The sequence below is a fragment of the Salipiger abyssi genome, assembly GCF_017311415.1.
GTDB classification, from domain to species: Bacteria; Pseudomonadota; Alphaproteobacteria; order Rhodobacterales; family Rhodobacteraceae; genus Salipiger; species Salipiger abyssi_A.
On record NZ_JAEKIS010000022.1, the window covers coordinates 1 to 20,333 of the forward strand.

A 20,333-nucleotide genomic window follows, 5' to 3' on the forward strand; every position below is an offset into this window, starting at 1 on the left:
TTTGCGCCGAACGACTGGCAGGTCGGTCAGACGGGCAAGGTCGTGGCGCCGGATCTGTATATTGCGTGCGGGATTTCCGGGGCGATTCAGCACCTTGCGGGGATGAAGGACAGCAAGGTCATCGTCGCGATCAACAAGGACGAAGAGGCGCCGATCTTCCAGGTCGCCGATTACGGCCTCGTTGCCGACCTGTTCCAGGCGGTGCCGGAACTGACCGAAAAGCTCTGAGCGCGAGGGGTGGGCAGCATTGCCCACCCTACGACGCGGCGCGCTGAAAGATGTCTCTCTGGCACGATTATTGCGTCGTTTTACCCTGTGACAGAATTAGGTGACAGAAAATGCGAACACATGAGCAAGATTCAGAAACGCATGATGCGGTGCCCGGTTACGCTCTGCCCCGGGTCAAGACCGGGTCGGCGTTCGGCTTTTTGTCCGGTGTTCGCGTCGTCGATCTGACGACCTCGGTTGCGGGCCCCTACGGCACCATGCTGCTGTCGGATTTCGGCGCCGATGTGATCAAGGTCGAACGCGCGAGCGGCGACGACGCACGGCAATGGGGGCCGCCGTTTCTCGACGGGCAGGCGCTGTGGTTCACCGCCGTCAACCGCAACAAGAAAAGCGTCGTCATGGACCTGCGCAGCGACGAGGGCCGCGCGGCGCTGATGAAGCTGGTCTCGGAGGCGGATGTCTTTGTGACCAACCAGCCGCCCGATGTGCAGCGCAAGCTGAAGCTCGATTACGCGCACATGAAAGAGGCGCGCGAGGATCTGATCTTTGTCTCGATCACCGGCTTCGGGCTGAGCGGGCCGCGCGCCGAGCTGACCTGCTACGACCTCATTGCCGAGGGTTATTCCGGGATCATGGATATCACCGGCGCGGGCGAGGGTGCGCCGCAGAAGATCGGTGCGCCGGCGGCGGATATGCTGGCAGGTCAGGATGCGGCGATGGCGACGATGGCGGCGCTGATGGACCGTCAGCGCACGGGCCAGGGCCACAAGATCGACATCAGCCTTGTCGAGAGCATGACGCGCTTTCTGACCTGCCGGATTTCGTCCTATCTGGGCTCCGGCGAGGTGCCGGTGCGCTCGGGCGGAACGGATAGCGTGATCGCGATCTATCAGCCCTTCGATACGGCGGATCTGCCGATCAATCTCGGGCTCGGTTCGGATGCGATCTGGGCGCGGTTCTGGAGCGCGATGGGCGATGTGGAGTACGGGCAGCGCCCGGAATTCGCCAGCAATGCGCTGCGGCGCGAGAACCGGGCCGAGATCGTCGGGCGGATTCAGGAGATCCTCAAGACCCGCCCGCGCGCGGACTGGCTGGAGGTGTTCGCCTCTTCGCGCATCCCCGCCGGGCCGATCAACCGCGTGGACGAGGTGGCCGGCGATGCCGAATTGCAGGCGCGCGGGCTGTTCTTTGCGCTGGAGGATGGCGAGGGGCGGGTGGTTCCGCAGATCGGTCTGGGCATCCAGATCGACGATGCGCCCTGCATCCCGCGCGGTCTGCCGCCGCTGCTGGGCGAGCATAACGACGAGATCCTCGGAGAATAGCGGATCTATGCGGTCGGGCTTGTGGGCGGTGGGCAGATTGCCCACCCTACATACTCGGCCGCGTTCGTAGGGTGGGAAATCTGCCCACCGTTCCGCACGCAAAAAGGGCGGGCCCGAAGGCCCGCCCTGCTGAATCGTCTCACTGTTCAGGCGTTCAGTTCATGCCGTAGCTCGTCGGGTCGATCCTGGAAAAGATCTCGTCCTCATAGAGCTTTGCGAGCGTGTCCACATCCTTGACATCCCTGGTCAGGCCCTTCCACTTCTCGACCAGCGCGCTGACCTTGGCGACCTTTTCGGCAGCGTTCTCCACCCCGTAATTCTCGGTGAAAAGCTCGGCGATCACCGCGGTATCGTCGGCGACGAAGGCCTCGGTCGCCTCGGTCAGTTCCGGCCCGGACTCGATGATCTCGATGCCCTCTTCGCGCGCCGTCTCCAGCGCCTCCATCGGGCGGACATAATAGTTATAGCTCAGCTCGGCGCTGTTATAGGCCGCCGCTTTCAGCATCGCGACGCGCTCCTCCTCAGACAGCCCGCGCCAGGCGTCGATATTGATGTTCGCCGCGCCGACACCGACAAAGAGCCCGCCGGGCACGCCCAGGGTCACGTATTTCGTCACGTCCATGAGTTGCAGGTCGAGCAGGTCGGCGGGGTGCACCACGGTGCAGTCGACCACACCCTGGCTCAGCGCCTCATAGGTCTCGTTGGCCGAGATGCTGACGCGGGTGGCGCCCATGGCTTCGGCCCAACGGCCCCAGTTGGCCGAGGCCACACGCAGCTTTTTCCCCGCGAGGTCCGAGACCTGCCGGATCGGTGTGGTGCAGAGCAGCGCGTAATCGTGGGTCGAGATGCTGCCCAGGTAAATCTGCCGTTCGCGGGCGAACTCGGCCGCGCATTCGGGGCATTCCAGCATGATGTATTCGGTGAGCGCCCCGGTCATGGCAAAGCCCGGCGCGTCGATGCGGTCTCCGACGGTGGAGAGCATGTTGAGATCGGCGCCGAGGTTGCTGTTGGCATATTCCGCCGGGTGATAGGGCATGATGACATAGCCCATGTCCACGATATGGTCACGCAGGCCCGGACCTGTCTGTTTCAGATCCAGCAGCGACAGAGGATAGAGCTTGATGCCCGGGCCGCCGTTCTCGGCGACCTTGGCCACGAATTTCTCGAGGCTCTGCACCACCGTGCTGCCCGATGGGAAGCCGACCGCAAAGGTCAGATCCTTGGCCGAGGCCATGCCGCCCGCCGACAGGAGCGCCGCGAGGCAGCTTCCGGTGAGCAGTTTCCTGAGTGTCTTCTTCATCTTGTACTCCTCCCTGTGATGAAAAAATGCCCCTGTGGATCAGGGCACCAGAACCGCGCGGCCGACGATGCGGCCCTCCTCCAGCGCGTGCATGGCGTCATTCGCTTCGTCGAGCGGATAGGTGGTTGTCTGGAGTGGCGGCACCTTGCCCGCGCGCGCGAGGTCGATCAGCTCCTGAAACTCGGGCAGGCTGCCGACGACAGAGCCGATGATGCTCACCGCCTTGAGCGGGATGAGCGGCAGCGGCCAGTCGGAGGCGCCGCCGAAGAGCCGGACCAGGATCACCTTGCCGCCCTTGCCGACCAGATCGAAACTCATGCTGGCGGTGGCGGGTGCGGCGACGAAGTCGATCACCGAGGGGATGGTGGCGCCGCAGGCGGTCTGGATCTGCGCCATGGCGTCCTCGGCGGTGCCGTCGATCACACGGCCGGCGCCGGCGGTCAGCGCGGCCTCGCGCTTGGCCGGGTCGATATCGACCACCACGGGGGGCAGCCCACCCAGCGCCTTCACCAGCCCGATGCACATCAGCCCCAGCCCGCCGGCGCCGATGATCACCAGCGGCACTTCGGCGATGGTCTCCTGCACCTTTTTCAGCGCGGAAAACGAGGTCAGCCCGGAACAGGCGAGCGGCGCCGCAATCGCCGGGTCGAGATCGCCGATATCGAAGAGATAGCGCGGATGCGCCAGCCGGATCATGCTGGCAAAGCCGCCATCCGCGTGAAAGCCGAGATTGCGCGGGCTGGGGCAGAAATTCTCCCGCCCCTCCAGGCAGACCCGGCATTTGCCGCAGCCCTGCCAGGGATAGACCACATAGTTGCGCGCCGGATCGAGATGCTGCGCCTCGGGCCCTGCGGCCTCGATCCGGCCCGCGATCTCGTGGCCGAGCACCACCGGAAGCTCCAGCCCGCGGCTGGCGAAATTCAGTTTGCGGCCGTGACCGAGATCGTATTCGCCGCTATGGATATGGAGATCGCTGTGACACAGCCCCGCCGCGGTGATCCGCAGCAGAACCTCGCTGCCCGTGGGCGCCGGATCGTCGCGGGTTTCATGGACAAGGGGCTGTCCGAAATGCTGCATGCATTCGCAGTACATTTTCTCTCCCATAGTACAAATTGACTTTACATTTGTGGCTCGCAAACCCCGTGCCAAGGTGGAAATGTAAAGTTGCGTGCCGGGATCGGTGCGGATTTCAGCACTTCCGCTGCGTCGGATGCCGGGGCGCGGCCTCTGCGCTGGCACGGCTATTGCGTATCCGCTGTCAGAGCCCGGCGCTGTGCGGCAGCGCCATCTAAGGTGAAGAAACCGCAGGCAAACTGTCGCCATCTGGCCAATCCGGCCCGGCTGGCGTTTGTTGCGACTGCGGGCAAAACGAGATGACGGGCGCCGCCGGCGCGGCCCGAGACCAAGGAGCGAAGACCATGAGCTTTAGCCAGATCCTGTTTGAGGAAGACGGGCCGATCGCCAAGATCACGCTGAACCGACCGGAAAACGGCAATATGTTCACCGAGACCATGTGCCACGAGATCCGCGACTGCATCGAGGGCATCCGCCGCGAGACGCGCACCCGCGTGGTGGTGCTGACCGGCGCGGGCGACCGGTTCTTCTGCATCGGCGGCCAGAAGGACGGGATGGAAAAGACCAATCTCTACGCCGGCACGCTGCCGGTGCTGGAGATGTACGAGGCCATCGACAAGCTGCAAAAGCCGGTCGTGGCGAGCGTCAACGGCTTTGCCGTGGGCGGCGGCAACGTGCTTCAGGTGGTCTGCGACGTGACCATCGCCAAGGAAAGTGCGGTCTTCCGTCAGGTCGGCCCGATGATGGGCTCTTTCGATGCGGGCTACGGCACCTGGTATCTGGAGGACCTGGTGGGCAAGAAGCGCGCCAAGGAAATCTGGTACTGCAACAAGAAGATGAGTGCCGCCGAGGCGAAAGAGATCGGCATGATCAACCGCGTCGTGCCGGACGATCAGCTCGAAGAGAAGACCCGCGAATTCGCCCTGGAGATCGCCGAGCGCGGCTCTTTCGCGCTGGCCGCGATCAAGGGCGCCTTCAATGCGCGCCATGGCGGCGTGGGCGGGCTCAGCCGGGTCACTCACGATCTGCTGCTGACGCAGTATCTCGGCAGCGAGGAGCACAAGGAGCTGAACGAAAGCTTCAACTCCCGCAAATCGCCCGACCCCACCAAGTTCGGCCATTGAGGTGACGTCATGCGACCGTTTCTGACGCTTCACGATCCTTCGGCGGCCCGGCAATATTACGATGCGGGGCTTTGGCAGGACGAGACCTTCTACCAGCAGCTCGCGCAGCACGCCGAGACCAACCCCGACGGCGTGGCACTGCGCGACGGTCGCGATACGCTCGACTGGCAGAGCCTGAAGGCGCGCAGCGATGCCATGGCCGACGATCTGGTCGAAAAGGGCCTTGTGGCGGGCGACCGTATCTCGATCTGGATGTCGAACCGGGTTGAGGTGGTGATCGCCTTCCTCGCCTGTTCGCGCGAAGGCATCGCCTGCAACCCCTCGCTGCACCGCAGCTATACCTGCGCCGAGATCGTCGATCTGCTGACCGAGCTCGGCGCCAAGGCGCTGGTCACCGAAGACGGCTGGGGCGCCGACCGCAAGGCGCAGGATTTCGACGCGATGATCGCCGGGCTGCCCTTTCTGCGGAAGGTCTACACGCCGAAGAATTTCCCGCAGCATATCACCCAGCTCAACCGGCAGCCGCATGCCAACCCTGACAGCATCGCCTATCTGGCCTTTACCTCGGGCACCACGGGCAAGCCGAAATGCGTCATGCATTCCTGCAATACGCTGCTGGCCAATGCCCGCGATCTGGCGCGCGACTGGGCGCTGGATGAGCACAGCGTCATCCTGACGCTCAGCCCGTTCTCGCATCACATCGCCTGGGTTGCGCTGGGGCAGTGGCTGGTCTGCGGCGGGCAGCTCGTCATGGACGATCCGCCCGAGGGCATGAGCCGGCTCGACTGGATCGTCGAGACCGGCGCCACCTATGTGCTGGGCGTGCCGACCCATGCGATGGACATTCTCGCCGAGCAGAAAAAGCGCGGCATGTCGCGGATCGGACAGGTGCAGACCTTCTATATGGCGGGCTCGCCGATCCCCGAGGTGGTGGCGCAGAACTTTGTCGATCAGGGCATCGCGCCGCAGAACATCTACGGCATGACCGAATGTTCCTCGCATCAATACACCCATCCGAACGACAGCAAGGATGTGTGGATCTCGACCTGCGGACGCGGCGGGCCGGCCTATGAGGTCAAGATCTGGGATCCCGAAAACCCCGACAAGGAACTGCCACAGGGCCAGTCCGGCGAGATCGGCGGGCGCGGGGCGGCGATGATGCTGGGCTATTTCGCCAATCAGGCGGCGACGGAAAAGACCTTCAATGCGCATGGCTATCTGCTGTCGGGCGATCTCGGCTCCTTTGACGCGCATGGCAATCTGCGCATCGACGGGCGGGTGAAGGATCTGATCATTCGCGGCGGGCACAATATCTATCCCTCGCGCATCGAGTCGCTGACGCTGACCCATTCCCGCGTCGAGAAGGCCGCCGCTTTCGGCGTGCCCGACGAGCGGCTGGGCGAAAAGGTCTGCCTCGCGGTGATCGGCGAGGTCGAGGCGCGCGAGATGCTGCATCACCTCGCCCGGGAGGGGCTGTCGAAATTCGACATGCCCGAGTGGTTCCTCGCGCTGCCCGAGCTGCCGCTGACCGCCAGCGGCAAGATCCTCAAGCGCGAGCTGACCGAGATGGTGAAGCGCGGCGAGATCTCTCCCGAACCCGTGCGCTACGTCGAAGAAAAGGCCTGACACATGTCCGTTGTTGACCTCACCCGGAACGGCGACTGCGCCGTTCTGACCCTGAACCGCCCCGAGGCGCTCAATGCGCTGAGCTTCGCGATCATCCGCGACATCGGCGCCGCCTTTGACGAGGTGGCTGCGATGGAGGGAGTGCGCGCGCTGCTGATCACCGGCGCGGGCGAGAAATCCTTCTGCGCCGGTGCCGACATCAAGGAGCTGCGCAACCGCCCGCTGATGGACCAACTGCGCGGCGCCGAGCTGGGGCAGAGCGTATTCGCCAGGCTCGACACGCTGCCGGTGCCCTCGGTGGCGCTGGTCAATGGCTATGCGTTTGGCGGCGGCTCGGAACTGGCGCTGGCTTGCACCTTCCGGCTGGCCTCGGAGAACGCGGTGTTCGGCCTGCCCGAGATCAAGCTGGGGCTCATCCCCGGCTATGGCGGCACCCAACGCCTGCCGCGCCTCATCGGCGAGGGACGGGCGCTGGAAATCATCATGACCGGGCGCAACGTCAAGGCCGACGAGGCCGAGCGCATCGGCCTGGTCAATGCCGTGGTCGAAGGTGACCTGATGCAGGCGGGGCTGGAATTTGCCGGCAAGTTCACCCGCTACAGCCTGCCGGCGCTCGGCTTTGCCCGCAGCGCCGTTCAGCGCGCCGCCGACTTGCCGCTGGCCGAGGGGCTGCGCGTCGAGGCGGAGCTCTCGACGCTCGCCTACCGCACGCAGGACGCAGAGGAAGGCATGGCCGCCTTCGAAGAGAAACGCAAACCGGAGTTCAAGGATGGCTAAGGGACAGATCGTCGTAACCGGCGCCTCCAAGGGGATCGGCGCCTCCATCGCCGCCGAGCTGGAACGCCGCGGCTATCCCATCGTGTGCCTGTCGCGCTCGAGATCCGGCCCGGTAGGCCATCAGATCGCCTGTGACATGACCGACGAGGCGGGGGTGAAGGCCGCCTTCGAGGAGATCGCCGCGCGCGGCCCCATTGCGGGGCTGGTCAACAACGCGGGCGTGCATATCGGCGGGCCGATTGCCGGGCTGACGGTGGAGAGCTTCAACACCACCATCGCGCTCAACACCACCGCCGTCATGGTGGCGGCGCGCGAGGCCTATCCGCATCTGCGCGAAAGCGGCGGCACCATCGTCAATATCGGCTCGTTCTTCGACAAGATGGGCGTGCCCGACAACCTCGCCTATTGCGCTTCCAAGGCCGCTGTCGCGGCGATGACCCGCTGCATGGCGGTGGAATGGGCCAGCGACGGCATCCGCGTGATGACCGTGGCGCCGGGCTATATCGAGACCGACCTGAACCGCGAGTTCCTCGCGCGCGAGAAGGTCCAGAAATGGATGAAGAGCCGCATCCCCACCGGCGCCCCCGGCAAGCCCGAGGACGTGGCGAAACTGGTGGCCGCGCTCTTTGCCGAAGAGATCAACTTCCTGACCGGCGAGACCATCTACATCGACGGCGCACAAGGGATGAACCACTGATGAACATGTATGACCGCGTGCTCGGCACGCGCAAATGGGACGAGGACGAACAGGCGATCCTCGATCAGGTCCAGCGCATGACCGATGAGGTCATCGCGCCGAATGCCGAACATATCGACGCCACCGGCGAGTTCCCCTGGAAGAACGTCGAGGCGATCAACGCGCTGGGGCTGAACGCGGTGTTCGTGCCCGAGGAATACGGCGGCATGCCGATGCGCTTCCGGCTCTATCTGGAGATCGTGTCGATCATCTCGGAGGCCTGCGCCTCTACCGGGATCATCTATGCCACCAATTACCACGGCATGAAGCCGCTGATCGAATACGGCAGCGAAGAGCAGAAAGAGCGCCTCTTGCCCTGCATCGCCGAGGGCGGTCTGGGCGCGCTGGCGATCACCGAGCCCACCGCCGGCTCGGACGCCACCGGCATGAAGACCAGCTTTACCCCCGATGGCGACGACATCGTCATCAAGGGCGGCAAGTGCTTTATCTCGAACGGCGATGTGGCGGACCGGTATCTTGTGTTCGGCAAATGGTCGGAAATCGACGATCCGAAGAAATCCATCTCGGCGCTGATCCTTGAGAAGGGCACCGAGGGCTTCACCGTCGTCGGCAAGGAAAAGAAGATGGGCCATAACGGCTCTTCCACCTGCACGCTGGCCTTCGACGGCGCCCGCGTGCCGCGCGCCAACCTGCTCTGCGAGCCGGGCGACGGGCTGAAGATCCTGCTCGGCTCGCTGAACCGCTCGCGCCCCTCGGTGGCGGCGCATGCGCTGGGGGTCGCAAGGGCGGCCTTCAAGGACATGGTGGCCTATGGCAACGACCGTGTGCAGAGCCGCAAGAAGGTTCTGGAATTCCAGGGCAACCAGTTCACCCTGGCCGATCTCGCGGGCGAGCTGCTGATGGTCGAGAAATGGCTCGATTACGTGGCCGATCTGGTCGAGGCCGGAGAGAGCGATTTCGGCATGGAGGCCTCGCTGGCCAAGCTGCGCGCCTCGGATCTCGCCATGAAGATGACCACGGAATGCGTGCAGTTCCACGGTGGCTACGGCTATTGCCGCGACTACCGTGCGGAACGGCTGATGCGGGACGCCAAGATCACCCAGATCTGGGAAGGGACCAACCAGGTCCACCGCCAACTCATCGGACGGAGTTTCATCACAAAATGACCGGTATCAAGAAAGTCGCCATCTGCGGGGCAGGGGGCACCATGGGCGCGGGCATCGCCATCGTCGCGGCGCGCGGCGGGTACGAGACCGTCTGTTTCGACATGTCCGCCGATGCGCTGGCCCGCCAGCGCGCCGCCGCCGACAAGTTTTTCGGCAAATCCGTCGACAAGGGCCGGATGAGCGCCGAGGATAAAGAGGCCACCATGGCCCGCATGTCCGACAGCACCGACCTGAACGAGCTGGCCGATTGCGACCTGATCATCGAGGCGATCTTCGAGGATCTGGGCGTCAAGAAAGAGCTCTTCGGCAAGCTGAACGAGATCTGCAAGCCCGAGACCATCTTTGCGTCGAACACCTCCACCCTCTCGATCACCGAGATCGCCGGCGGGTCCGGCCGTGACGACAAGGTGGTGGGCATGCATTTCTGCCTGCCCGCGCAGGTGATGAAGCTCATTGAGATGTCGCGCGGCATCAACACCTCGGACGAGACCTTTAGTACCGCCTGGGCTTGGACCGAGAGTTGCAAACAGATCCCGGTGGAAACCCAGGACAAGCCGGGTTTCATCCTCAACGCGCTGCTGGTGCCGTTCAACAACGACGTGATCCGCGCCATCGAGGCGGGGCTTTGCACGCCCGAGGACCTCGACATCGCGATCAAGTCCGGGCTCGGCTACAAGATGGGGCCCTGCACGCTGCTCGACCTCATCGGGCTGGATACGCAGGTGCGTCTGGGCGAGGCGTTCTATCCGATCACGCTCGACAAGCGCGCCGCCGTGCCGCCGCTCTGCCGGCGGATGGTCGCGGCGGGGCGTCTCGGTAACAAGTCGGGCTCCGGCCTGCTGACCGGGCTGACCTCCGAGAAAGCCACCGAGGCGCCGGGCTATGCCATTGTCGGCACCGGCGAAAGCCGCTCCTTCCCGGCGGGCGACGCGTTCCTGTCGGGCGGTGCCGAGGGCGCGCCGGTGACGATCCACCTTGGCGGCGGCTTTGCGCCCGACGACAGCAAGACCGCCGTGCTGGTCGAGCTCGATACCGAATGTCTGGGCGTGCATACCGGCGAGGATCTGGGCCGCGAAGGCTCCAACGCCGTGGGCTTTGCCCGCTACCGCAACGGCAATGACGCGCCGTCGAACCTGATCGAGCTGGTGAAACAGCCCAATACCGACCCGCAGGCGCTCGCCGCCGCGCGCGCGGTGTTCGAGGTGGCGGGCTTTGACGTGGTGGTCTGCGCCGACCAGCCGGGCCGCATCATCGACCGGCTTGTCCGCCCCAAATACAACGACGCGCTGCGCTTTCTCGACGAGGGGCTGGCGACGGCGGAGGACATGGACAAGACCTGCTGCATGGGGCTCGGCTATCCCGACGGGCCGCTGGAGCGGGTCCAGCGTGGCGGGCTTGGGCGCCACTATGACGTGACCACCGCCTTGCAGGAAATGTCCGGCCAGCCCGGCTATGCGCCTGCGCGTGCCGCCGTGGTTGCCAAAGCGCGGGGCTGAGCCATGAAAGGCGCGTTGAGCGGTATCCGTGTGCTGGATTTCTCGACCCTGCTGCCGGGGCCGATGGCGACCCTCATTCTGGCGGAAGCCGGGGCCGAGGTGATCAAGGTCGAGCGCCCGGGGCGCGGCGAAGAGATGCGCAGCTATGTGCCGAAATGGGGCGGCAGCGACAGCTCCAACTTTCACCTGCTGAACCGGGGCAAGAAGAGCATCGCGCTGGATCTCAAGGATCCGGCGGAGCGCGCCCGGCTGGTGCCGCTCATCGAGAGCGCCGATATCGTGATGGAGCAGTTCCGGCCGGGCGTCATGGCGCGGCTGGGCCTGTCCTACGAGGATATGAAAGCGATCAACCCCGACATCATCTATTGCTCGATCACCGGCTATGGCCAGACCGGGCCGAAGGCTATGAGCGCGGGGCATGACCTCAACTATCAGGGCGACGCGGGCATGGCGGCGCTGAGCCTCGGCACGCCCGAGGTGCCGGTGATGCCGCCCGCGCTCACCGCCGACATCGCCGGCGGCACCTATCCGGCGCTGGTCAATATTCTCATGGCGCTCTGGCGCCGGGAAAAGACCGGCGAGGGCGCGCAGATCGATATCGCCATGGCGGAAAACCTCTTTCCCTTCCTCTACTGGGCGCAGGGCGAGGGGCAGGTCACCGGCGACTGGCCGGGCAATGGCGACGCGCTGGTGACCGGCGGCACGCCGCGTTACCGGCTCTTCCCCACCGCCGACGACCGTTTCGCCGCCATCGCCCCCATAGAACAGAAGTTCTGGGAGGCGTTCTGCGAGGCCATCGGGCTCGATCCCGCGCTGCGCGACGACAGCAAGGATCCCGAGGCCACCACTGCGGGCGTTGCCGCCATCCTGCGCAGCCAGAGTGCGGCACATTGGGCGCCGATCTTCGAGGCCGCCGATTGCTGCTGCTCCATCGTCCGGACGCTGGAGGAGGCCATGGCAGACCCGCATTTCCGCGAGCGTGGCGTCTTTGCCGCCAGGATTGCCAGTGCGGCGGGCGAGGAAATGCCCGCCCTGCCGGTGCCGGTGATCCCGGGCTTCCGCGAGGGCGGCGATGCGCCCCGCAGCGCCCCCGCTTTGGGCGCCGACACAGATAGCTGCCTCGGCCCCGCGCCCGGGGGAAAGGACTGACATGAAAGCCGTCATCGTTCGTGAATTCACCCCCTTCGATCAGGCGCAATATGGCGATCTGCCCGACCCGGAACCGGGCGCGGGCGAGGTTGTCGTCGATATCGAAGCGGCGGAGGCGAATTTCCCGGATATCCTCTATATCGAGGGCAAGTATCAGAAAAAGCCGCCCTTTCCCTTTTCGCCCGGCCTTGCCGGCGCGGGCATTGTCTCGAAACTCGGGGCCGGGGTGACGGGCCTCAGCGTCGGGCAGCGCGTCATGGTGCTGCCGAGCTATGGTACCTATGCGGAGAAGCTGGCGCTGCCGGCGGGCTACTGTTTTCCGATGCCGGACGATCTGCCCTTCGATGTGGCGGCGGCCTTCGGTCTCGTCTACCAGACCGCGTATTTTGCGCTGACCGACCGCGCGGCGATGACCCCCGGCGACACTGTGCTGGTGCTGGGCGCCACCGGCGGTGTCGGCATGGCAGCGGTGCAGCTTGCCAGGGCGCTTGGCGCGGGCACGGTGATCGCGGCGACGCGTGGCGAAAAGGGCGCCGCGCTGGCGCGGGAGTTCGGCGCCGACGCGGTGGTCGACACCGGCATGGAGAATCTGCGCGACGGTATGCGCGACGTGGTGAAAGAAGCCACCGGCGGGCACGGGGCAGATGTGGTCATCGACCCGGTGGGCGGCGACGCCTCGGCGGCGGCGCTGCGCGCCATGGCCTGGTGCGGGCGGCTGATCGTGGTGGGCTTTGCCTCCGGCCAGATCCCGCAATTCGGCGGCAATTACCTGCTGGTCAAGAATATCACCGTCGGCGGCGTGCAATGGACCGACTACCGCGCCCGCCAGCTTGACCGGGTGCAGGCCGCGCAGGCGCAGATCTTCCAGCTCTGGTCCGAGGGCAAGCTGGCGCCGCGCATCGCCGACACGCTGCCGCTGTCGCAATTCGCGGTAGCACTGGCCGGGCTTCAGGCGGCGAAGGTCTCGGGCAAGATCATTCTGACAACAAAAGACCGGGGGGAGTGACCCGAATGGCAGGGATCGACACATCTCGCAGTGTGGGCGTTATCGGCGCGGGCACCATGGGCGCGGGGATCGCGCAACTGGCGGCAGCGGCGGGGCATCCGGTGCTGCTCTACGACGCCTTCGAGGGCGCGGCGGAAAAGGGCCGGGCGCGCATCGCCAAGGGGCTGGAAAAGCTGGTCGCGCGCGGCAAGATGAGCGAGGCGGATGTGACCGCGCTGGTGGGCCGCATCGAGGTCGCGCCCTCGCTCGACGCCTTCGCCGATGCCGCGCTGGCGGTCGAGGCCATCGTGGAAAAGCTGGAGGTCAAGCGCGAGCTGTTTGCCCAGCTTGAGGGGATCATGGGCGAGGACGCGATCCTCGGCACCAATACCTCGTCGATCTCGGTCACCTCCATCGGGCGCGACCTGAAGCGGCCCGGCCGGCTTGTGGGGATGCATTTCTTCAACCCCGCCCCTGTCATGAAGCTGGTCGAGGTGATTTCCGGCGTCTCCACCGATCCCGCCGTGGCGCAGACCGTCTTTGACACCGCAGAGGCCTGGGGCAAGATCCCGGTGCATGCAAAATCCACCCCCGGTTTCATCGTCAACCGTGTCGCCCGGCCCTATTACGCCGAGGCGCTGCGGCTTTACGAGGAGCAGGTGGCCGATCCGGCGACGCTGGATGCGCTGCTGACCGAGGGCGGCGGGTTCCGCATGGGGCCGTTCACGCTGATGGATCTGATCGGGCATGACGTGAACTATGCGGTCAGCACCTCGGTCTTCGAGGCCTATTATCAGGAACCGCGCTTTCGCCCCTCCATCGCGCAGCTCGAGCTGGTGAATGCCGGGCGGCTGGGGCGCAAGACCGGGCGTGGCTTTTACGACTATTCCGAAGGCGCCGAGGTGCCGCAGCCCGCCGCGCCCGCGCCGGCGGGCCGGGCCGACGGGTTCGACGGGCTGGCGCTCAGCGGCAGTGAAGAGGCCGGCGGCACCGCGATCCGGCTGACCGACGGGCGCACCGCCAGGCAGCTCGCGAAAGAGCTGGGCCAGCCGGTGATCGTCTATGACCTCGGCGCCGACGGCAAACGGCTGGGCTTTGCCGCCTCTGCGAAGGTGGGCGAGGATGTTCTGAAACGCTTTGCCGCGACGCTGGCGATGCGCGACCTCACCGGCACGCGCCTGCCGGATTGGCCGGGGCTGGTGGTGATGCGCACCGTGGCGATGCTGGCCAATGAAGGCTTCGAGGCAAAGCTTCAGGGTGTCGCCGACGAGGAGGGGATCGACAAGGCCATGCGCTTTGGCGTGAACTATCCCAAGGGCCCCATCGGCTGGGCGCGCGAGATCGGCCTTGGCCGGGTGCTCTCGGTGCTCGACGCCATTCACGAGCTGACCGGCGATCCGCGCTATCGCGCCTCGATGGCGTTGCGCATGGAAGCCGACTGACAGGAGATCATGCCATGAAGATCAACCGCGCCGCCTCCGGCCCGTCCTCCTGGGCGCCCGCCGAGAGTTTCACCGGCACCGTCCGCCGCGACCCGCTGATCGGGTCCGAGGCGCCGGGTCGTGTCAGCACCGGGCTCGTCACCTTCGAGCCGGGCGCGCGCACCGCCTGGCATACGCATCCGGCGGGGCAGATCCTGATTGTCACAGCCGGGCGCGGCTGGGTGCAGAGCAAGGGCCAGCCGAGGCAGGAGGTCGCGCCGGGGGATTCGATCTGGTTCCCGGCGGGCGAAAAGCACTGGCACGGCGCCACCGAGACCACCGCCATGACCCATATCGCCGTCACCGAGTATATCGACGGCTCGGCGGTGGACTGGATGGAGCATGTCACCGACGAGGAGTATCTCGCGGGCTGAGCAGTGCCGTGCCATCACGACCATGAAAGGAGGCGCCATGCCCTTCCTGAAATCCCTGCCCGAGAATGCCGGGCCGCCGAATGTCTTCAAGCAGTACAAGGAGATCTACGGTCCGTTCTCCGAGATGAGCCAGGCGCTGATGAACGGCCCCTCGCCGCTGAGCCCCGCCGAGCGCGAGCTGATCCTCGCCTATGCGGCGGGGGTCTCGGGCAACGGTTTTGTCTTCACCGGCCATTCCGAGGTGGCCTATGCCTGGGGCTACGAGCGCGGGCTGCTTGACCGGCTGGTCGAGGATGTGGACAGCGCGCCGGTGGAGGAGAAGCTGAAACCGCTGCTGCGTTTCGTGCGCAAGCTGATGCTGTCTCCGACGGAGATGACGCAGGCCGATGCGGATGCGGTCTTCGCCGCCGGCTGGGACGAGGCGGCGCTGCACGGTGCCATCGCCGTGGCCGGGCGGGCGGCCTTCATGCACCGGCTGGTGGCCGGCTGCGGGTTCGAGCCGCTCGACCCGGAAGTGGCGGCGCGCCACGCGAAGAAGCGGGTGGAGAAGGGCTATGTGAACCTCTACAGCGCGTTTCGGAAGACGGAGGGGTAAGGGGCTGGTGCGGTGGGCAGATTGCCCACCCTACGGCGTCACGCTCGGGTGAGCCGCGCCATCGCCGGCCCGTGGGTTGGCGAGCCAAGCTCCGAGCCTCTCGATTTATCCCGGCCAAGTCCGAGAGACCTCGACACGTCGTACTGAGGTCACCAAATCGCCAGCCCGGGGGACGGGCCGGCGATGGCGCGGCGCCCTTCGGGCTTGTTCCGCGCCAGGGCAACGTTCAGAATGTAGGGTGGGCACTCTGCCCACCGTGCCGCGCCGCTCAGCCGAGCGTCACCGGCTCCTGTACCAGCGTCACGCCGAAGCGCTCGCGCACCTTCTCTACCGCCGTCGCCGCGAGTTGGGTGACATCCTCGAAGGTCGCGCGGCCATGGTTTACCAGAACCAGCGCGTGTTTCTCGGAGAACCCCGCATCGCCGCAGCGATAGCCCTTGAGCCCGCTGGCCTCCAGCAGCCACCCCGCCGAGAGCTTGCGGCCGCCCTCGACGGCATGCCCCGGCACCTCGGCATAACGTGCGGCCTCTGCCTCCGGCACGATGGGGTTGTGAAAGAACGATCCTGCATTGCCGGTCTGACGCCAATCCGGCAGCTTGGCACCGCGCAGGGCCAGAACCGTGCGCATGATCGCTGCGGCATCGCTGCCGGCGGGCAGCGTGTCGAGCCCCGCATAGCGCAGCACCGGGTGCCAGGGACGGGGTAGGGCGAGCGTCACCTCGGTCACGATGTAGCGACCCGGCGTTTCCTTGAACAGGCTGTGACGATAGGCGAAGCGGCAGGCTGCCCTGTCGAAGCGGCGGAAGGCGCTGGTCTCGGTGTCGAAGGCGATGAGCGACTCGAAGATGTCGGAAAGCTCCACCCCGTAGGCGCCGATATTCTGGATCGGCGCGGCGCCCACCGTGCCGGGGATGCCCGCAAGGTTCTCCAGCCCGCCGGCGCCCTGCGCCACACACCACTCGACCAGCCCGGGCCAGCTTTCCCCGGCCTGTGCCGTCACCCGGACGGCGTCCGGCGCGCTGGTGTCGATCGACCGCCCGGTCATGCCCGAGACCCCGACCACCGCCTCGATCTGCGGGGCGAGCACGCAATTGCTGCCGCCGCCCAGAAAGTGAAAGGGCAGGCCCCGGTCCTGTGCAAAAGCAAGTGCCTCGATCATCGCACCGGCATCGGGCAGCACCCCGCCATAGCGCGCATGCGAAGACAGTCCCAGCGTGTTGCGTGCCGAGAGGTCGAATTGGTCTTTGAGTGTCACGGATAGGTTTCGCGTTTCAGGGGCGGCTGAAAGACCAGGTCTTCGCCGCGATGCATGGCAATATTGATGCGGAAGGAATTGGCGATACGCTCGGAGCGGTCGATGAACAGCGCCGCCGTCAGCGGCGGGCAAAGCTCGGTGACCGTGTGGCGAAACAGCGCCAGCCAGCGCATGAAATGGGAATCGTCGAGCTCGGTGATGGCCAGATGCCGGGGCATCGGGCGGCCCTCGTAGCGGCGGCTGCTGAGCAGCGAGGCGCACCAGAAGGTCTCGATATCCTCCAGGTGGGTTTCCCAACGCGCATCCGGCACGTATTTGCGAAAGATCGGCCCGATCACCTCGTCCTCGCGCGCCATGGCATAGAAACGCCGGACGACGCGGCGGATCATCGCCTCGTCGAGCCCTTCGGCGATGGCCTCGGCGGGTTTCGGCGCCTTGCTGGCGCGCGGATGCCCGGTCATGGGCGCGCCTCCGTAATCCGGTAGGTGCAGCGCCGCCCGCCCTTGACGATATGTTCGACCCGCTCGACCGAGGTGCCCTCGCCCAGAACGCTTTCGAACACCGCCTTTTCGGAACGGCAGAAGCCCTGGCAGATCGTGGCGGCGGCGCAGATCGGGCAGTGGTTCTCGATCAACATCATGCTGCCGTCGCCGGCCTCTTCGGCGGTGGCCATATAGCCCTCTTCGGAGCGCAGCTTGGCGAGCTTCGTCACCCGGTCACGCAGGCTGCCGCCATCGGCAAGCGCAGCATGATAGAGTGCCTGGGTGCCGGCCTCGCGGGCGCCAATGATCCGGGTCAACGCCTCTTCACCCAGAACCTCGCGAATCGAGCGCAACAGCTCGACCGTCAGCGCCGCGTGGCTGTCGGGAAACCGTGCCTGACCCTTCTCGGTCAGGTGCCAGTAGGTCGAGGGCCGACCCCGCCCGGCAGAGCGGCGCTCGTCGCGCACCAGCCCGTCCTCGGCCAGCTTCACAAGCTGCTGGCGCGCGGCCTCGCCGGTGATCTCCAGCCGCCGGCCCATCTGCGCCGAGGTCAACGCCCCGTGCATCTTGAGCGCCATGAGAATGCGCTCGGACGGCGCCCGCGGAGTCCAGGCATGTTTTTCCAACTCGTCGCTTGACATATTCGCTCCGATATTTTTCAAAGCACTTGCTTGGATTAAATACCGAAACGAGTCGGGCGACGCAAGCACCGGCTCAGAAGGAGAGAAAGAAAATGGCTTTTGAACTGCCCGCACTGACCTATTCGCACTCCGCTCTGGCCGAACGCGGCATGAGCCAGGAAACGCTCGAGCTGCACCATGACAAGCACCACCAGGCCTATGTCACCGCGCTGAACAATTTCGTCGAGGCCAATGGCGACCTGCAAGGCAAGTCGCTGGAAGAGATCATCGCCGCGACCTATGGCGACGAGGCCCGCGCCGGGATCTTCAACCAGGCCGGCCAGCACTGGAATCATATCCATTTCTGGAACGCGCTGGCGCCGAATGGCGGCGGCATCCCCGGCTCGCTGGAAGCCAAGCTGGTCGAGGCCTTCGGCTCGGTCGATCAGTTCAAGGACGCGTTCAAGGCGGCCGCCGTGGGCCAGTTCGGCTCGGGCTGGGCCTGGCTCATCCAGAAATCCGACGGCTCGCTCGGCGTGACCAAGACCCCGAACGGCGTGAACCCGCTGGCCACCGGCGAAGGCACCGCGCTGCTGGGTCTCGATGTCTGGGAACACAGCTACTACGTCGATTTCCGCAACCGTCGCCCGGATTACGTGACCAACTTCCTCGACAACCTCGCGAATTACGAATTCGCCGAATCCAACCTCGCCTGAGCGGGGCTGGAAACGTCCTGCCACGGATCATGTGCTCCCCCGTCCGTGGCAGGGCGGATTTCTGCCGCAGCAAGAGACCCCTATGACTTACGTCGTCACCGAGAACTGCATCGCCTGCAAGTACATGGACTGCGTCGAGGTCTGCCCCGTGGATTGTTTCTACGAGGGCGAGAACACGCTGGTCATCCATCCCGACGAATGCATCGATTGCGGCGTCTGCGAGCCGGAATGCCCCGCCGAGGCGATCAGCCCGGATACCGATCCGGACATGGACCGCTGGGTCGAGTTCAACCGGAAATATTCCGAGATCTGGCCGGTCATCCTCGAACGCGGCGAGCCGCCGGAGAATGCCGACGCCATGGATGGCGTGCCCGACAAGCTCAAGACGATGTTCTCGCCCAATCCGGGGAACGGCTCATGACCTCGACCATCTCGACCATTTCCGCAGCGGTGGATCTGCGCCTCGACCGCGATTTTCGCAGCGATATCGAACGGCGCGATTTCCGCGACGCCATGGCCTCGCTCGCGGCGAATGCCTGCGTGGTGACCGCGCGCGGCGGCGAGGAGCGGCTCGGCCGCACGGTGACCGCGGCGATGTCGCTCAGCGTCGAGCCGCCGGCGATCCTTGTGTCCATCGACGCGGCCTCGCCGCTGGCGGCGCTGATCCGGCGCGAGCAGGGCTTTTCCTTTGCCATGCTGTCCGAGACGCAGCAGACGGTGGCCGATGCCTTTGCCGGCAAGCTGCCGCCCGAGGAGCGCTTTGACGCGGGCAGCTGGGGCGCCTGGCAGTCCGGGCAGCCCCGGCTCGACGAGGCCGTGGCGATCATGGATTGCGCTGTGATCGGCGAGATCGGCCTTGCGGGGCATATCCTCTTTGCCGGGGGCGTGCGCGACATCGCGCTCGATTACAGCCGCAGCCCGCTGGTCTGGCATCACCGCCGCTACAATTCGGTCTACCCGCTGTGACCCGATGTGGCGCCCCCGTGACATACTGCCGGAGTTTCCCATGACCGCGAGCCCGACCCGGACCAGCTTCTTTCCCGACGGCGCGCTGGCCGAGCGCGTGCTCTCTGTCCGGCACTACGACGACCGGCTGTTCTCGGTCCGCACCACGCGGCAGCGCGGGTTCCGGTTCCATTCGGGCCAGACCGCGACGGTGGGCCTGACGAATGCCGGCGGGCCGGCCATCCGCGCCTGCGCCATCGCCAGCCCGGCCTGGCAGCGCGAGCTGGAATTCTACGTGGCGCGGAGACCGGGCGAAGAGGGGCTCTCGGACCCGCTGCAACAGCTGCGCCCGGGCGATACGCTGATGCTGCGCCCGAAACCCGCCGGCACGCTGGTGCGCGACGCGCTGCTGCCGGGGAGCCGGCTCTGGCTGATCGCGACCGGCACAGGGGTCGCGCCTTTCGCGAGCCTCGCCCGCGATCCGGAGACCTATCAGAAATTCGATGAGGTGATCCTCACCCAGACCTGCGCGCAGCCCACCGGGCTGAGCTTTGGCATGGCGCTGGCAAGGGGCATCGAGACCGATCCGCTGATCCGCCGCTTCGCCGGCGGGCGGTTCCGGCACTATGCCACAACGACGCGCGGGGCATCGCCGCGCATGGGCCGCGTCACCGATCATCTGCGGGACGGGCGCCTTTTCGCGGCCTTCGGGCTCGCCGGCTTCGATCCGGAGCATGACCGGGTGATGGTCTGCGGCGCGCCCGGGCTCATCCGTGATACGCGGGCGATCCTGCAAGAGGCCGGGCTGCGCGCGGGCACGCGCCGCGATCCCGGCGATTACATCACAGAACCCGCCATCGCCGGCTGAGCACGGCGGCAGGGCACATTCCGGGGGGCGGGTGGCCCCTCGCTACAGGAAAG

22 protein-coding genes are annotated in these 20,333 nt (G+C 66.0%); 17 read left to right on the top strand and 5 right to left on the bottom strand.

The window, feature by feature from the left end; genetic code table 11:
* Both I6N89_RS21340 and I6N89_RS21345 read left to right on the top strand, forming a co-directional pair.
* The coding region (locus I6N89_RS21340) for an electron transfer flavoprotein subunit alpha/FixB family protein (protein WP_207020444.1) at positions 1-228 on the top strand (228 nt) is incomplete at its 5' end.
* 149 nt (positions 229-377) lie between these two features.
* Positions 378-1,550, top strand: coding sequence for a CaiB/BaiF CoA transferase family protein (locus tag I6N89_RS21345; protein WP_207020445.1), 1,173 nt, complete (start codon positions 378-380; stop codon positions 1,548-1,550).
* 154 nt (positions 1,551-1,704) lie between these two features.
* Here the strand turns inward: I6N89_RS21345 and I6N89_RS21350 are convergent, their stop codons facing one another.
* Together I6N89_RS21350 and I6N89_RS21355 are read right to left on the bottom strand one after the other, a co-directional pair.
* A complete protein-coding gene (locus I6N89_RS21350) occupies positions 1,705-2,850 on the bottom strand; it encodes a C4-dicarboxylate TRAP transporter substrate-binding protein (protein WP_207020446.1) in 1,146 nt (381 codons plus the stop codon).
* 39 nt (positions 2,851-2,889) lie between these two features.
* On the bottom strand, positions 2,890-3,942 hold the full coding sequence (locus I6N89_RS21355; protein ID WP_207020447.1) for an alcohol dehydrogenase: 1,053 nt from the start codon (positions 3,940-3,942) through the stop codon (positions 2,890-2,892).
* 326 nt (positions 3,943-4,268) lie between these two features.
* Between I6N89_RS21355 and I6N89_RS21360 the strand changes: the two genes are divergently transcribed.
* From I6N89_RS21360 to I6N89_RS21410, 11 genes are read left to right on the top strand one after another with little or no spacing between them, the layout of a single operon-like run.
* Complete coding sequence (locus I6N89_RS21360) at positions 4,269-5,048, top strand: enoyl-CoA hydratase-related protein (protein WP_207020448.1); 780 nt, start codon at positions 4,269-4,271, stop codon at positions 5,046-5,048.
* Between the two features lie 9 nt (positions 5,049-5,057).
* The gene (locus I6N89_RS21365; protein ID WP_207020449.1) at positions 5,058-6,674 is read left to right on the top strand and encodes a class I adenylate-forming enzyme family protein; all 1,617 of its coding nucleotides are present in this window, start codon (positions 5,058-5,060) and stop codon (positions 6,672-6,674) included.
* 3 nt (positions 6,675-6,677) lie between these two features.
* A complete protein-coding gene (locus I6N89_RS21370; protein WP_207020450.1) occupies positions 6,678-7,451 on the top strand; it encodes an enoyl-CoA hydratase/isomerase family protein in 774 nt (257 codons plus the stop codon).
* Positions 7,444-8,148: an SDR family NAD(P)-dependent oxidoreductase gene (locus I6N89_RS21375; RefSeq protein WP_207020451.1), complete on the top strand. Its 705-nt coding sequence runs from the start codon at positions 7,444-7,446 to the stop codon at positions 8,146-8,148. Before I6N89_RS21370 ends, I6N89_RS21375 begins: the two co-directional genes overlap by 8 nt.
* Positions 8,148-9,314, top strand: a complete 1,167-nt coding sequence (locus I6N89_RS21380) for an acyl-CoA dehydrogenase family protein (protein ID WP_207020452.1) — start codon at positions 8,148-8,150, stop codon at positions 9,312-9,314. The genes I6N89_RS21375 and I6N89_RS21380 overlap by 1 nt, the downstream gene beginning before the upstream one ends.
* Complete coding sequence (locus I6N89_RS21385) at positions 9,311-10,810, top strand: 3-hydroxyacyl-CoA dehydrogenase NAD-binding domain-containing protein (protein ID WP_207020453.1); 1,500 nt, start codon at positions 9,311-9,313, stop codon at positions 10,808-10,810. The genes I6N89_RS21380 and I6N89_RS21385 overlap by 4 nt, the downstream gene beginning before the upstream one ends.
* Before the next feature lie 15 nt (positions 10,811-10,825).
* On the top strand, positions 10,826-11,959 hold the full coding sequence (locus I6N89_RS21390) for a CaiB/BaiF CoA transferase family protein (RefSeq protein WP_207020454.1): 1,134 nt from the start codon (positions 10,826-10,828) through the stop codon (positions 11,957-11,959).
* A 1-nt stretch (position 11,960) separates the two neighbouring features.
* Complete coding sequence (locus tag I6N89_RS21395) at positions 11,961-12,965, top strand: NADPH:quinone oxidoreductase family protein (RefSeq protein WP_207020455.1); 1,005 nt, start codon at positions 11,961-11,963, stop codon at positions 12,963-12,965.
* 5 nt (positions 12,966-12,970) lie between these two features.
* Positions 12,971-14,386 carry a 3-hydroxyacyl-CoA dehydrogenase NAD-binding domain-containing protein gene (locus I6N89_RS21400; RefSeq protein ID WP_207020456.1) on the top strand — a complete coding sequence of 472 codons (1,416 nt, stop codon included), beginning with the start codon at positions 12,971-12,973 and terminating at the stop codon, positions 14,384-14,386.
* A 14-nt stretch (positions 14,387-14,400) separates the two neighbouring features.
* Positions 14,401-14,799, top strand: a complete 399-nt coding sequence (locus tag I6N89_RS21405; RefSeq protein WP_207020457.1) for a cupin domain-containing protein — start codon at positions 14,401-14,403, stop codon at positions 14,797-14,799.
* A 37-nt stretch (positions 14,800-14,836) separates the two neighbouring features.
* A complete protein-coding gene (locus tag I6N89_RS21410) occupies positions 14,837-15,394 on the top strand; it encodes a carboxymuconolactone decarboxylase family protein (protein ID WP_207020458.1) in 558 nt (185 codons plus the stop codon).
* Positions 15,395-15,662: 268 nt separating this feature from the next.
* Here the strand turns inward: I6N89_RS21410 and murB are convergent, their stop codons facing one another.
* Genes murB through I6N89_RS21425 form a run of 3 tightly spaced genes read right to left on the bottom strand, consistent with a single transcriptional unit; the run spans position 15,663 to position 17,772 of the window.
* Complete coding sequence (gene murB / locus I6N89_RS21415) at positions 15,663-16,649, bottom strand: UDP-N-acetylmuramate dehydrogenase (protein ID WP_207020459.1); 987 nt, start codon at positions 16,647-16,649, stop codon at positions 15,663-15,665.
* A complete protein-coding gene (locus I6N89_RS21420) occupies positions 16,646-17,110 on the bottom strand; it encodes a group III truncated hemoglobin (RefSeq protein WP_207020460.1) in 465 nt (154 codons plus the stop codon). Before I6N89_RS21420 ends, murB begins: the two co-directional genes overlap by 4 nt.
* Positions 17,107-17,772: a helix-turn-helix transcriptional regulator gene (locus tag I6N89_RS21425; protein WP_236016767.1), complete on the bottom strand. Its 666-nt coding sequence runs from the start codon at positions 17,770-17,772 to the stop codon at positions 17,107-17,109. Before I6N89_RS21425 ends, I6N89_RS21420 begins: the two co-directional genes overlap by 4 nt.
* A gap of 92 nt (positions 17,773-17,864) precedes the next feature.
* Here I6N89_RS21425 and I6N89_RS21430 point away from each other — a divergent pair, with 92 nt between their 5' ends.
* The 4 genes from I6N89_RS21430 (at position 17,865) to I6N89_RS21445 (ending at position 20,280) form a co-directional block, all read left to right on the top strand.
* Positions 17,865-18,467 carry a superoxide dismutase gene (locus I6N89_RS21430; RefSeq protein ID WP_207020461.1) on the top strand — a complete coding sequence of 201 codons (603 nt, stop codon included), beginning with the start codon at positions 17,865-17,867 and terminating at the stop codon, positions 18,465-18,467.
* A gap of 82 nt (positions 18,468-18,549) precedes the next feature.
* Complete coding sequence (gene fdxA / locus I6N89_RS21435; RefSeq protein ID WP_076706247.1) at positions 18,550-18,888, top strand: ferredoxin FdxA; 339 nt, start codon at positions 18,550-18,552, stop codon at positions 18,886-18,888.
* The gene (locus I6N89_RS21440; protein ID WP_207020462.1) at positions 18,885-19,433 is read left to right on the top strand and encodes a flavin reductase family protein; all 549 of its coding nucleotides are present in this window, start codon (positions 18,885-18,887) and stop codon (positions 19,431-19,433) included. Before fdxA ends, I6N89_RS21440 begins: the two co-directional genes overlap by 4 nt.
* Before the next feature lie 40 nt (positions 19,434-19,473).
* Positions 19,474-20,280, top strand: a complete 807-nt coding sequence (locus tag I6N89_RS21445) for a ferredoxin--NADP reductase (protein ID WP_207020463.1) — start codon at positions 19,474-19,476, stop codon at positions 20,278-20,280.
* Positions 20,281-20,333: the final 53 nt, after the last annotated feature.